General features: G+C 62.8%; 12 protein-coding genes and 1 pseudogene. 6 read left to right on the top strand and 7 right to left on the bottom strand.

What is annotated here, in order from left to right; all coding sequences use genetic code 11:
• Positions 1–68 precede the first annotated feature (68 nt).
• Entirely contained in the window at positions 69–1,409 is a 1,341-nt protein-coding gene (locus ACIQUS_RS06085; protein WP_403044159.1) for an amidohydrolase, read from the top strand.
• A 3-nt stretch (positions 1,410–1,412) separates the two neighbouring features.
• On the opposite strand, the gene ACIQUS_RS06090 is transcribed toward ACIQUS_RS06085, so the two are convergent.
• Positions 1,413–1,844 (bottom strand): methyl-accepting chemotaxis protein, encoded by a 432-nt coding sequence (locus ACIQUS_RS06090; RefSeq protein ID WP_403044630.1) that lies wholly within the window; start codon positions 1,842–1,844, stop codon positions 1,413–1,415.
• Positions 1,845–1,958: 114 nt separating this feature from the next.
• Positions 1,959–2,792, bottom strand: a pseudogene (locus tag ACIQUS_RS06095) (PAS domain-containing protein); the annotation flags it as partial.
• A 114-nt stretch (positions 2,793–2,906) separates the two neighbouring features.
• Between ACIQUS_RS06095 and ACIQUS_RS06100 the strand changes: the two are divergent.
• On the top strand, positions 2,907–4,115 hold the full coding sequence (locus tag ACIQUS_RS06100; protein ID WP_403044161.1) for a glycosyltransferase family 4 protein: 1,209 nt from the start codon (positions 2,907–2,909) through the stop codon (positions 4,113–4,115).
• On the opposite strand, the gene ACIQUS_RS06105 is transcribed toward ACIQUS_RS06100, so the two are convergent.
• The 3 genes from ACIQUS_RS06105 to ACIQUS_RS06115 all read right to left on the bottom strand — a co-directional run bounded on the left by ACIQUS_RS06105 (position 4,084) and on the right by ACIQUS_RS06115 (position 6,458).
• On the bottom strand, positions 4,084–5,187 hold the full coding sequence (locus ACIQUS_RS06105; RefSeq protein WP_403044164.1) for an NADH:flavin oxidoreductase: 1,104 nt from the start codon (positions 5,185–5,187) through the stop codon (positions 4,084–4,086). The genes ACIQUS_RS06100 and ACIQUS_RS06105 overlap by 32 nt on opposite strands.
• Positions 5,188–5,333: 146 nt before the next feature.
• A complete protein-coding gene (locus tag ACIQUS_RS06110) occupies positions 5,334–5,816 on the bottom strand; it encodes a glutathione peroxidase (protein WP_403044166.1) in 483 nt (160 codons plus the stop codon).
• Between the two features lie 156 nt (positions 5,817–5,972).
• The gene (locus ACIQUS_RS06115) at positions 5,973–6,458 is read right to left on the bottom strand and encodes a peptidylprolyl isomerase (RefSeq protein ID WP_285862040.1); all 486 of its coding nucleotides are present in this window, start codon (positions 6,456–6,458) and stop codon (positions 5,973–5,975) included.
• Here ACIQUS_RS06115 and ACIQUS_RS06120 point away from each other — a divergent pair.
• The 4 genes from ACIQUS_RS06120 to ACIQUS_RS06135 all read left to right on the top strand — a co-directional run bounded on the left by ACIQUS_RS06120 (position 6,427) and on the right by ACIQUS_RS06135 (position 10,532).
• A complete protein-coding gene (locus tag ACIQUS_RS06120) occupies positions 6,427–6,765 on the top strand; it encodes a DUF3565 domain-containing protein (RefSeq protein ID WP_403044171.1) in 339 nt (112 codons plus the stop codon). The two genes, ACIQUS_RS06115 and ACIQUS_RS06120, sit on opposite strands and share 32 nt — an antisense overlap.
• Positions 6,766–6,798: 33 nt before the next feature.
• On the top strand, positions 6,799–8,895 hold the full coding sequence (gene pta / locus ACIQUS_RS06125) for a phosphate acetyltransferase (RefSeq protein WP_403044174.1): 2,097 nt from the start codon (positions 6,799–6,801) through the stop codon (positions 8,893–8,895).
• Positions 8,896–8,897: 2 nt separating this feature from the next.
• On the top strand, positions 8,898–9,800 hold the full coding sequence (locus tag ACIQUS_RS06130) for an acyltransferase (RefSeq protein WP_403044177.1): 903 nt from the start codon (positions 8,898–8,900) through the stop codon (positions 9,798–9,800).
• A 153-nt stretch (positions 9,801–9,953) separates the two neighbouring features.
• Entirely contained in the window at positions 9,954–10,532 is a 579-nt protein-coding gene (locus tag ACIQUS_RS06135) for a hypothetical protein (protein WP_403044229.1), read from the top strand.
• A gap of 52 nt (positions 10,533–10,584) precedes the next feature.
• On the opposite strand, the gene ACIQUS_RS06140 is transcribed toward ACIQUS_RS06135, so the two are convergent.
• Positions 10,585–10,896, bottom strand: a complete 312-nt coding sequence (locus tag ACIQUS_RS06140) for a DUF3077 domain-containing protein (RefSeq protein ID WP_403044232.1) — start codon at positions 10,894–10,896, stop codon at positions 10,585–10,587.
• A 528-nt stretch (positions 10,897–11,424) separates the two neighbouring features.
• Positions 11,425–12,120, bottom strand: coding sequence for an OmpA family protein (locus ACIQUS_RS06145; protein WP_403044235.1), 696 nt, complete (start codon positions 12,118–12,120; stop codon positions 11,425–11,427).
• Positions 12,121–12,164: the final 44 nt, after the last annotated feature.

Raw genomic sequence — 12,164 nt, forward strand, 5'->3', positions numbered from 1 at the left:
CATAACAACAACACTCAGCCGCCACGCATGCCCTGCTGTGTCCGGTTACCTGTAAAGGGACTTACGCCATGTCTTTGCGTCTTCGCCAGCCGCTTCTTGCCCTCGCCTGCCTCGGCGCCCTCTCGGCCCATGCCGCGCCCACTGACCTGAAAACCCGGATCGACACCCTGGTGGAACAGGACAACGCGCAACTGATCGAGCTGTTCAAGGACCTGCATCGCAACCCCGAACTGGCCTTCCAGGAGAAGGAAACCGCCGCCCGGGTGGCCAAGGCCCTGCAAGCGCAAGGCTTCGAGGTCAAGACCGCAATCGGCACCACCGGCGTGGCCGGTATCCTGCGTAACGGTCCGGGCCCCGTGGTGATGTACCGTGCCGACATGGATGCCCTGCCAATCAAGGAGGCCACCGGCCTGCCCTATGCCAGCAGCAAGGTCACGCCCTGGCTGGGCAACCCCGCCCAGCCGGTCATGCACGCCTGCGGGCACGATGCACACACCACCTGGTTGATCGAGGTCGCCAAGGTCATGGCCCAACTCAAGGACCAGTGGTCAGGCACCCTGGTGCTGGTAGCGCAGCCGGCGGAGGAACTCCTCGAAGGCGCCACTGCCATGGTCGAAAACGGTCTTTACGACTTCGTCCCCAAACCCGATGTGCTGGTGGCAGCGCACGTCTCTCCGGTCTACCCGGCCGGCAGCGTCGGCCTGCGCGAAGGGCCCCGGCTGGCCGGCACCGACCAGATCGACGTGGAACTGCCAGGCATCGGCGGGCATGGATCAACCCCGCATGTCACCAAGGACCCGGTGGTGATGGGCGCCATGGCTGTCATGGGTTACCAGACCATCATCAGCCGCATGGTCGATCAGTCCAAGCCGGCCGTCCTCACCGTCGGCGCCTTTCAGGCCGGGGTCAACAACAACATCATCCCGGTAGGCGCCACGCTCAAACTCAACTTGCGCTGGTACGACGAGCAAGTGCGGGAGCGACTGATTGCCGGGATCAAATCGGTGACTCAGGGCGTACTGGTGATGAATGACATGCCAGCCGACTACCAGGCCAAGTACACCATGAAGGGGCATGCCACACCGGTGGTGAACGGCAAGGCGCAGACCGAACTGGCCCAGGCCGCCCTGGTGCAGCAACTGGGGGCCGACAAGGTGTTGCCGGGCATGCCGCCGCTGATGGGCTCGGAAGATTTCCACATGCTGGCCAGCCCCTTTCCGGACACCAAAGTGCTGTTCATCGAGGTGGGATCGGGCAAACCCGATGTCTACAAGAACCTGGTCGAGAAGAAACAATTGCCGGCAGCGATGAACCATACACCCGGCTTCATCGTCGAGCTGCCCGCCATCGCCACCGGCGTACGGGCAGTCACCGCAACACTGAACGCCTTCTTCAACCCACCGCGCTGAACATCAGGCCGACAGCTGGCTGGAGAACTGCCCCACCGCATTGACCACCTTCTGCGCTCCTTCCTGGATCTCGACGATCACCGAGCCGGTCTGCCCGGCCAGGGCCAGGCCCTGCTCGGCCTGGCGCTTGCTGCTGTCGATGATATCCACCGCCGCCTTGGCCAGCTGTTCGTTCTGTTGCACTACCCGGGCGATTTCCTCGGTGGCGACGCTGGTGCGCGAAGCGAGCTGGCGCACCTCATCGGCTACCACGGCAAAGCCACGTCCCTGCTCACCGGCGCGGGCCGCCTCGATGGCCGCGTTGAGCGCCAGCAGGTTGGTCTGGCCGGCGATGTCGCTGATGGTCTTGATGATCGAGCCGATGACCTGGGACTGCTTGTCCAGCGCCTCGATGCCATTGGCCGCCTCCTGCATGCAGGATTCCAGGCCGCGCATCACCTCGACGGTCTGGGTCACGACATCGGTGGCCTTGCGCGCGCAGTTATCGGTTTCGACCGACGTGGTGTAGGCGATATCGGCGGCTTCGGCCACGGCCACTTCCTGATTGACCTGCTCGGTGATTACCGTGGCGAACTTGACCACCTTGTAGAGCACGTCATGGGCATCGATGATCGGGTTGTAGGAGGCTTCCAGCCAGACCACGCGACCATGGGCGTCGATACGCTTGAAGCGCTCGGCAACGAACTCGCCACGGCGCAGCTTGTCCCAGAACGCCTGGTAAGTGGTCGAGTTGGCTTCTTCCGGTTCGCAGAACAGCCGGTGATGCTTGCCGACCACCTGTTCCAGTCGATAGCCCATGGTCTGCAGGAAGCGGTCGTTGGCCGTCAGCACCTCGCCCTGCAGGTTGAACTCGATCACGGCGGTGGAACGCATCAGCGCCTTGATCAGGCTCTCATGCTCGCGTGAACTTTCGATGGTGCGAGTCAGATCACTGGAGTGCAGCGTGAAGTACTTGATGCGCCCGTCGCTGCTCTTCACCGGTTGCAGGATCGAGCGCAACCAGGCCTCCTGGCCATTACCGCGCAACAGCCGGAACGCGCCATTAAGGTGCTCGCCACGGGTAATGGCGTTCTTCATGCGCTGGTAGAAATCCATCTGCTTGACATGCGCCGGCACGATGTCTTCGATGTTGCGGTCAATCAGTTGATGGCTGCTGTAGAGCATTTCCTTTTCGAAATTACTGTTGACCGATTCGATGCGTCCCTGAGGGTCAAGTTGCAATACCAGCATTTCACTGTCGAGACTGCTCTTGACCTGTTCCATGGACGAGAGCGCTTCACGCAGCTGGTGGTTTTCTTGTTTCAGTTTGCTGTTGAACATCAACGCTCTCCTGGAGCGAAATCGGTCATTCGAATGCTTCTGCATCGGCCAGTTGCCCGTCATTCTTGAGCGGCTTGCTGGGAAATATTTTCCGGGCAAACTGCTGGAAATCGGGCGTCATCGATCTGTCATATTTTCATCACAGCGACGCAATCCGCGCCGCTGAAACTGGCGTTCATGAGCACAGCACACTTGCATATCACCCTGGTCAGCGAAACCTTCCCACCGGAAATCAACGGCGTGGCCACGACCCTTGGCCGCCTGAGCGAAGGCCTGCGCCAGCGCGGTCACCAGGTCGAACTGGTGCGCCCTCGCCAGGAGGCCGATGGCACAAGCGCCGATGATCGCCAACTGCTGTGTCGCGGCTGGCCGCTACCGGGCTATCCGGGGCTGCAATGGGGACAGGTGTCGATGCACAAGCTGCTGCGGCGTTGGCGTCGGCAGCGGCCGGACGTGCTGTACATCGCCACCGAAGGTCCGCTGGGCCTGAGCGCCTTGCGCGCGGCAAGGCGCCTGGGTATCGCCGTGGTCAGCGGCTTTCACACCAACTTCCAGCAATATTCCAGCGAGTACGGCCTGGGTCTGCTGTCGCGCCTGCTCACCCATTACCTGCGCTGGTTCCACCGGCGTACCCACAGCACCCTGGTGCCCAGCCTCAGTCAGCGCCTGGAGCTGGAACGACGCGGTTTCGACAACCTGGCATTGATGGCCCGTGGCGTGGACAGCCAGCTGTTCAACCCGGGCAGACGCAGTGAAGCACTGCGCGAGCGCTGGGGGCTTAAGAACGAAGACATCGCCCTGCTGCACGTCGGGCGCCTGGCGGCGGAAAAGAACCTGGGCCTGCTGCAACCCTGCCTGGCGTCGGCGCAGCGTATTTATCCACAGCGGCGCATCCGCCTGATCGTGGTCGGCGACGGCCCTCAGCGCAATGCCCTGCAACAGCAACTGCCCGATGCCGTCTTCTGCGGCGCCCAGCGCGGTGAAGCGCTGGCCGAGCACTATGCCTCGGGGGACATTTTCCTGTTTCCCAGCCTCACCGAAACCTTCGGCAACGTCGTGCTCGAAGCCCTGGCTTCAGGCCTTGGCGTGGTGGCCTATGACCAGGCCGCCGCCGCCCAGCACATCCGCCACGGGCACAGCGGCGCCCTGGCGATGCCCGGCGATGCCGAGGCGTTCATCGATGCCTGCAACTGGTTGCTCGAAGACACTGAAACCCTGCGCCGGGTGCGCCTCAATGCCCGCCAGCATGCGAGCCGCCAGGGCTGGCCGATGATTGTCGAGCAGTTCGAGCACCACCTGCGCGAGGCCTGCTGCCAGGGCCACAGCGTGCCCCGGCAAGCAGCGCCGCTGCTGATCAAACCAGAGTCGTCAACGCATCGCGGCTGAACGGCAGGATGTCCTGTTCGCGACCGTCGCGCACTTTTGCCGCCCAATCCGGGTCGACCAGCAACGCACGCCCTACCGCGACCAGATCGAACTCGTCATTGTTCAAGCGCGTCAGCAGGTTTTCCAGGCTGGCCGGTTGCGCCACCTTGTCCGTGGCGACCATGAACTGCAGGAATTCTCCATCCAGGCCGACACTGCCCACGGTGATGGTCGGCTTGCCGGTGAGCTGGCGGGTCCAGCCGGCCAGGTTGAGCTCGGAGCCTTCGAACTCCGGCTCCCAGAAGCGGCGGGTCGAGCAGTGGAAAATGTCCACGCCGGCATCGGCCAGCGGCTGCAGGAACTCGCCCAGCGCCTGGGAACTGGTGACCAGCCGGGCGGTGTAATCCTGCTGTTTCCACTGGGAGAAACGGAAGATGATCGGGAAGTCCGGGCCCACCGCGGCGCGCACGGCCTGGACCAGCTCGATGGCAAAACGCGAGCGCCCGGCCAGGTCACCACCGTACTCGTCCGTGCGCTGGTTGCTCGACGCCCAGAAGAACTGATCGATCAGGTAGCCATGGGCACCGTGGATCTCGACGCCGTCCATGCCAATGGCCTGGGCATCACGAGCGGCCTGGGCGAAGGCTGCGATCACCTCACGGATATCATCACGGGTCATGCCGTGGACCAGCACCTGGCCATCCTTGATCTTCTCGCTCGGGCCATAGCCCGGCACGCTGGCGTCCGGCTCCACGCCCAGGCGGCGTACGCTACCCACATGCCAGAGTTGCGGAACAATGCGCCCGCCTTCGGCGTGCACGGCCTCCACTACCTGCTTCCAGCCGGCCAGCGCATCCTCGCCATAAAAACGCGGCACATTCGGATAACCATTGGCAGCCGGGTGGCCCACCGTGGTGCCTTCGGTGATGATCAGGCCGACACCGGCGGCGGCACGGCGGCGGTAATACTCGACGACCTGGGCATGAGGCACGCCACCGGGGCAGAAGGTGCGCGTCATTGGCGCCATGACCACGCGGCTTGGCAGCTCGAGGGCGCCCAGTTGAACGGGAGTGAAGAGTGCTGTGGCGGACATGTGGCGCTCCAGAAAGGGTAGGAATGCGCCTGAGGATAGGATGAGCCTTGGGACTGGCCCAGTACTATTGATGCGAGTGATTTAACAGCATCGCGGGGCAAGCCCGCTCCTACACTGGGAGCGGGCTTGCCCCGTGAAAGTGCCGGTCAGCCCAACGCCTTCTCGATAGCCTGGACTACCGTCGCATCATCCGGTGCGGTACGTGGCGAGAAGCGCGCCAGTACCCGGCCATCCTGGCCGACCAGGAATTTCTCGAAGTTCCAGGTGATATCACCTGGAAACTCCGCCCCTTCGCCAGCCAGCAGGCGATACAACGGATGGCGCTGCGGCCCGTTGACCTCCAGCTTGCTGCCAAGCGGGAAACTCACCCCGTAGTTGCGACTGCAGAACTGGGCGATTTCAGCCTCGGTCCCAGGCTCCTGACCGGCAAACTGGTTGCACGGCAAGCCCAGGACGCTGAAGCCTTTGGCCTTGTACTGCTGATACAGATTTTCCAGCGCCGCGTACTGCGGGGTCAGGCCACACTTGGAGGCGACATTGACCACCAGCACCACCTGGCCCTTGAACGGCGCCAACGACAAGTCCTTGCCATCCAGAGCCTGTAACTTCAGGTCGTGAAATGCACTCATGACATACTCCCCTCTCCAGATCCCGGTTGCCGCTGCGGGCTGCATTCGAGTATCACCAGCCCATTAAAAAAGCGCCCAGCCAAGCCGTCTTCCCCTGCAGGAGAGCGACGGTCTTGCCCGGGCGCCTTCGCGACTTTCTGAGCTTAGCGCAGAAAATCAGTGGTGATGGCCACCTTCGCCATGAACATGGCCATGAGCCACTTCTTCTTCGCTGGCGTCACGGATGTTGACGACCTTGACCTTGAAGTTCAGGCGCTGGCCAGCCAGAGGGTGGTTGCCGTCGACGGTAACGTCGTCGCCGTCCAGATCGCGGATGGTGACGATCTGCATCTGGCCATCGGGCGCGGAGGCGTGGAACTGCATGCCCACTTCCAGCTCGTCGACACCTTCGAACATGCTGCGGTTCAGGGTGCTGACCAGTTCGGCCAGGTATTCGCCGTAGGCGTCTTCAGGCTCGATGGCGACGGTCAGTTCATCACCGGCGGCTTTGCCTTCCAGGGCTTTTTCCAGGCCCGGGATGATGTTGCCTGCGCCATGCAGGTAAACCAGCGGAGCGCCGCCGGCGGAGCTGTCGATGACCTCACCAGCGTCGTTGGTCAGGGTATAGTCAATGGAGACAGCCTTGTTGGCGGCGATCAGCATGGGGCGAGACCTTTTGCATAAGTATGTAGAACCAATAAGTGTAACCAACGCAACGCCTGAAAGCGAACGCAACCCGGACAAACGGGTTGTCCCGGCAAGCAGCCGGGTGCTCGGTTTCCATCAGGACGAGGACGGCCATTGGGTGGTCGAGCTGTCGTGCGGGCATACCCAGCACTTGCGCCACCTGCCGCCCTGGCAGTCACGGGCCTGGGTGCTCGATGCCCGGCAGCGCCAGCAACGCATCGGCCAGGCATTTGCCTGTGGCTGGTGCGCTCAGGGTGCCGATAGCGATACCCTTGGCAATTGATTCTTTTGCACAGCGTTTTTTCGAGAAGCTCGCATGCAGACATTTTTCATCGCGCCGACCGACTTTGGTGTCGGCCTGACCTCTATCAGCCTGGGCCTGGTACGCACCCTTGAGCGCGCCGGGCTGAAAGTCGGTTTCTTCAAGCCGATTGCCCAGCCGCACCCCGGCGACACCGGACCGGAACGCTCCACCGAACTGGTCGCCCGCACCCATGGCCTCAAGCCGCCGCAACCCTTGAGCCTGACCCATGTCGAGCGCATGCTCGGTGACGGCCAGCTGGATGAGCTGCTCGAAGAAATCATTACCCTGTACCAGCAGGCCTGTGCCGGCAAGGACGTGGTGGTGGTCGAGGGCATGGTCCCTACCCGTCACGCCAGCTATGCGGCACGGGTCAACCTGCACCTGGCCAAGAGCCTGGATGCCGAGGTGATCCTGGTGTCGGCGCCGGAAAACGAAGTGCTCACCGAGCTGTCCGGGCGGGTCGAACTGCAGGCGCAGCTGTTTGGCGGGCCGAAGGACCCGAAAGTGCTCGGGGTGATCCTCAACAAGGTGCGCACCGACGAGAGCATGGACACCTTCGCCGAGCGTCTGAAGGAGCATTCGCCGCTGCTGCGCGGCGGCGACTTCCGCCTGCTCGGCTGCATCCCCTACCAGGCCGACCTCAACGCCCCGCGCACCCGCGACGTGGCTGAGTTGCTCGGCGCCCAGGTGCTCAACGCCGGTGATTACGAACAGCGGCGGATGAACAAGATCATCATCTGCGCCCGCACCGTGGCCAACACCGTGCCGCTGCTCAAGCCCGGCACCCTGGTGGTGACTCCGGGCGACCGCGACGACATCATCCTCGCCGTCAGCCTGGCGGCGATCAATGGCGTGCCGCTGGCCGGCCTGCTGCTGACCAGCGACAGCAAACCCGATCCGCGTATCCTCGAACTGTGCCAGGGCGCGCTGCTGGCCGGACTGCCGATCCTGTCGGTGAGCACCGGCTCCTACGACACCGCCAACCAGTTGAACCAACTGAACAAGGAAATTCCGGTAGATGACCGCGAACGCGCGGAGATCATCACCGATTTCGTTGCCAGCTACCTGGATGCCGACTGGCTGCACCTGCGCTGTGGCACCCCGCGCGAGTTGCGCCTGTCGCCAGCGGTGTTCCGCTATCAGTTGATCCAGCGGGCCCAGCAGGCCAACAAGCGCATCGTCCTGCCCGAAGGCGCCGAGCCCATGACCGTGCAGGCCGCCGCCATCTGCCAGGCCCGCGGCATCGCCCGCTGCGTGCTGCTGGCCAAGCCCGACGATGTCCAGGCCGTGGCCCGGGCCCAGGGCATCACCCTGCCCGAAGGCCTGGAAATCCTCGATCCGGATTTGATCCGCGAGCGCTATGTCGAACCGATGGTCAGCCTGCGCAAGAGCAAGAGCCTGAACGCGCCGATGGCTGAGCAACAACTGGAAGACCCGGTGGTGATCGGCACCATGATGCTCGCCCTGGACGAGGTCGACGGCCTGGTCTCGGGCCTGGTGCATTCCACCGCCAACACCATCCGCCCGGCCCTGCAACTGATCAAGACCGCGCCGGGTTGCAGCCTGGTGTCCTCGGTATTCTTCATGCTGTTCCCCGAGCAGGTGCTGGTGTACGGCGACTGCGTCATGAACCCGCACCCCACCGCCAGTGAACTGGCGGAGATTGCCCTGCAGAGTGCCGACTCCGCCGAAGCCTTCGGCATTGCCCCCCGCGTGGCGATGATCAGCTACTCCAGTGGTGATTCGGCCAGTGGCGAGGAAGTGGAAAAGGTCCGCGAAGCCACCCTGCTGGCCCAGGAAACCCAGCGCAGCCTGCAGATCGATGGCCCCTTGCAGTACGACACCGCGGCCAACCTCGACATCGCCCGGCAACTGGCACCCAACAGCCAGGTGGCCGGTCGCGCCACGGTGTTCGTGTTCCCCGACCTGAACACCGGCAACACCACCCACAAGGCGGTGCAGCGCAGCGCCGATTGCGTGAGCCTGGGCCCGATGCTGCAAGGCCTGCGCAAACCGGTCAACGACCTGCCCCGCGGCGCCCAGGTCGACGATATCGTCTACACCATCGCCCTGACCGCGATTCAGGCCAACCGCTCACTGGATAGCTGAACATGCTCGGATTTCTACCCGCGCCGATGCGCGGGGTCATTGCCTCGCTGCTGTTGGGGCTCAACACCATCGTCTGCTGCACCCCGTTGTTCATCGTCAGCCTGTTCAAGCTGTGCCTGCCGTTCGCGGCGGCGCAGCGGGTCACCGACGAGTTGATGCGCCACATCCACGAAGCCTGGATCAGCAACAACAACGCCTGGATCAACCTGCTGGGCAAGGCCCGCTGGCAGGTCCAGGGCCTGGACGGGCTGGATTACCAGCACAGCTACCTGATCACCAGCAACCACCAGAGCTGGGTGGATATCCTGGTGCTGCAATACGTGCTCAACCGCCGTATCCGGCCGCTGAAGTTCTTCCTCAAGCAAGTGCTGATCTGGGTGCCGGTCATTGGCCTGGCCTGGTGGGCCCTGGGCTTTCCGTTCATGAAGCGCTATTCCAAGGCGTACCTGGCCAAACACCCGGAAAAGGCCGGCAAGGACCTGGAAACCACCCGCCGCACCTGCGCCAGATTTCGTGGCAAGCCCACGGCCATTTTCAACTTCGCCGAGGGCACGCGCTTCACGTCGCACAAACACCGCCAGCAGCAATCGCCCTACAAGCACCTGCTCAAACCCAAGGCCGGGGGAATTGCCTTCGTCCTGGACGCCATGGGCGAGCAATTGCAGTCGATCGTCAACGTCACCCTGCACTACCCGGGTGGCGCACCGGGCTTCTGGGACCTGTTGTGCGGTCGGGTGAAGCACATCGTGGTGGAGCTTGAAGAGGTACAGATCCCGGCCGAGTTCCTGGGCAGGAACTATGACCAGGATGAAGCCTATCGCCTGGCCTTCCAGCAGTGGATCAACCAGCTCTGGCAGGACAAGGACGACCTGCTGGATCGGCTGCAACGCAGCACCCCCGCCTGATCGACGCTGCAACTCAGCCAGGCGGGAAGTTTTCTTCCCCCTGGGACTGAGGCAGATCAACAGAAAGTCTTCCCGCCGCCCACGAACGCCCGTTCAGCATCTATGCTCTTCCCCACGATGTTTCTCAACAGCCATCACCCGGAATGTAAGCCTATGAAACCATTGCGTACCCTGACCCACGCCATCGCGCTGGCTTCGCTCATGTCAGCAGCCAGCTTCTCGGTGCAGGCAGCCGATATCCTGATCGACGGCATTGCCAGTGAGAGTATCGTCGACACCAAGGTCCTGGCCATCGACGTGGACAAGCGCCTGGTAACGGTCGAGGGCCCCAATAACACCCAGGTGCCTATTCAACTGGGCGAAAACGCCAAGAACCTGAACAACCTCAAGGTCGGTGACCTGGTCAATGTGAAGGTCAACCGCTCCGTGGCGACGGTGCTGGACACCAACGTGGGCGGCGAACCGGGTGTCAGCAAGGAGGCCGGGGTGATCCGTGCCACCCAGGACAACCCCAACCCGGGCGGCGAAGCCTTCCGCCAGGTCAAGGTCACCTCGAAGATCACCAACATCGACCTGAAGAAGCACGAAGTTACCCTGTTGCCACCTGAAGGCCCGCAAAAGGTGGTGAAGGTCGAAGATCCGGAGCTGCAGGCGCGGATGAAAAACCTCAAGGTAGGTCAGACGGTCGACATGGTCTTTACCGATGTGCTGAAAATCACGACCAAGCACTGAATCATGCAGGGTGACGCCCGCTCTTCTTCGTAGGAGCGGGCTTGCCCCGCGATCAGCCCCTGCCAGCGACTCCCCGCCCCTCCAGCCCATCGAGCAACGAATCGATCAGCGCCTTGGCCATTTCCAACGAATGCAGGGTCGACTGGATGAACCCACGGCCCGGCTCACGGCTGTACTCGACCGCCAACGGCCCGGTCAGGCTTGCACATTTCAGGTAAAGCGCGGCATGCACCAGGGCATCTTCGACGTTGGTACCGGCGCGTACGGCGAACAACTGCGGGTGCCCGACATCGCAGAGGCCGAAGGCTGTCTCGGTGGTTTCGAGGAGGTGGAAATCGGGTGGATCGGGAACGATCTTTTTCATGGTTCAACTCCTGATGTAAGGGAGCTGCACCAAGTCCGTCGCCAAACAAAAATTGGTGGCAGCTGTACGCAGGTTGGCGAACCGAGACATCAGGACAACCCGGCAGGGCCGAAGCCCTCCCGCGCACAGCCGCCATAACGATTGACGCCATGGAAGCATGAGATTGATGTACTCGGGTCGCCAAACCCGATCGCTGAACGATCAGCGACCCGATGAGCCTAGTGGCGTGTTTCCCTCGGAGCAATCATCTGCTGGGCGACAGAATTCGTAGGATAGGTCCTAAGACCAATAAAACACCAGCGCAGGCCTGTTGCAGAATGCTAGGAGACATCCGTAGCCGCTGCCGTCAGGCTGCGATCGACTGCGCAGCAGTCGCAACCGAGCCGTCTCGATGGATCTGAAGGAACCGGGTGGCAGGTTTACGGCCGTTTCACGGCCGATCGCAGCCTGGCGGCAGCGGCTACGGCTGAGGGCACACCGCCATAAAAAAGGGGAGCTTTCGCTCCCCTTCTTCACATCCCTTGAAACTTACTGGTACTGCTGGCCAGGAATCGGCTTGAGGTTGACCTCGACACGACGGTTCTGTGCACGGCCATTGGCGTCGGCGTTGCTGGCGATCGGCTGGTCCGGGCCCAGGCCGCGAGCACTTACGCGGCTGGCGTCAACACCCTGGGAGGTCAGGTAGGAAACCACCGACTGGGCGCGGCGCTGGGACAGGTCCATGTTGTGCTGGCGGCTGCCGGTGCTGTCGGTGTAGCCGACCACTTCAATGGTGTTCTGGTTGAACTGCTTGAAGGAGTTGGCCAGATTGTTCAGCGGCGAGTAGAAGCTTGGAGCGATGTTCGCCGAATCAGTAGCGAACGTGATGTTACCCGGCATGATCAGCTTGATCTGATCACCTTCGCGCTGTACCTCGACACCGGTGTTGGCCATGCTGGCGCGCAGGGCGGCTTCCTGCTTGTCGGCGTAGTAGCCATAGCCAGCAGCGGCTGCACCTACGGCAGCAGCGCCGATCAGCGCGCCCTTGCCACGGTTGTCATGGTCGATGGCAGCACCGGCGATGGCACCGGCCAGCGCACCCAGGCCGCCGTACTTGGCGGTCTTGCTCATCCCGGTGGAGCCTTGTTGCGCCTGACCCTGGTTGTCATACGGGCCGGGGGCGGCACAGCCGGTCATCAGGGCGGCAGCGGTAGCGACGATAATCAAACGACGCATGGTGAACATGGACAAGCTCCTACAGAAATTCGAATTGCGGACCGCGCTGCGGA

Source organism: Pseudomonas sp. NPDC090755, assembly GCF_044769005.1.
GTDB lineage: Bacteria > Pseudomonadota > Gammaproteobacteria > Pseudomonadales > Pseudomonadaceae > Aquipseudomonas.

Coding starts and splice junctions, on each gene's coding strand:
- ACIQUS_RS06135 (WP_403044229.1), top strand. CDS start 9,954: ATGAAACCATTGCGTACCCTGACCCACGCCATCGCGCTGGCTTCGCTC.
- ACIQUS_RS06120 (WP_403044171.1), top strand. CDS start 6,427: ATGGAGACAGCCTTGTTGGCGGCGATCAGCATGGGGCGAGACCTTTTG.
- ACIQUS_RS06100 (WP_403044161.1), top strand. CDS start 2,907: ATGAGCACAGCACACTTGCATATCACCCTGGTCAGCGAAACCTTCCCA.
- ACIQUS_RS06110 (WP_403044166.1), bottom strand. CDS start 5,816: ATGAGTGCATTTCACGACCTGAAGTTACAGGCTCTGGATGGCAAGGAC.
- ACIQUS_RS06130 (WP_403044177.1), top strand. CDS start 8,898: ATGCTCGGATTTCTACCCGCGCCGATGCGCGGGGTCATTGCCTCGCTG.
- pta (WP_403044174.1), top strand. CDS start 6,799: ATGCAGACATTTTTCATCGCGCCGACCGACTTTGGTGTCGGCCTGACC.
- ACIQUS_RS06145 (WP_403044235.1), bottom strand. CDS start 12,120: ATGTTCACCATGCGTCGTTTGATTATCGTCGCTACCGCTGCCGCCCTG.
- ACIQUS_RS06115 (WP_285862040.1), bottom strand. CDS start 6,458: ATGCTGATCGCCGCCAACAAGGCTGTCTCCATTGACTATACCCTGACC.
- ACIQUS_RS06085 (WP_403044159.1), top strand. CDS start 69: ATGTCTTTGCGTCTTCGCCAGCCGCTTCTTGCCCTCGCCTGCCTCGGC.
- ACIQUS_RS06105 (WP_403044164.1), bottom strand. CDS start 5,187: ATGTCCGCCACAGCACTCTTCACTCCCGTTCAACTGGGCGCCCTCGAG.
- ACIQUS_RS06090 (WP_403044630.1), bottom strand. CDS start 1,844: ATGCGCGGCCTGGAATCCTGCATGCAGGAGGCGGCCAATGGCATCGAG.
- ACIQUS_RS06140 (WP_403044232.1), bottom strand. CDS start 10,896: ATGAAAAAGATCGTTCCCGATCCACCCGATTTCCACCTCCTCGAAACC.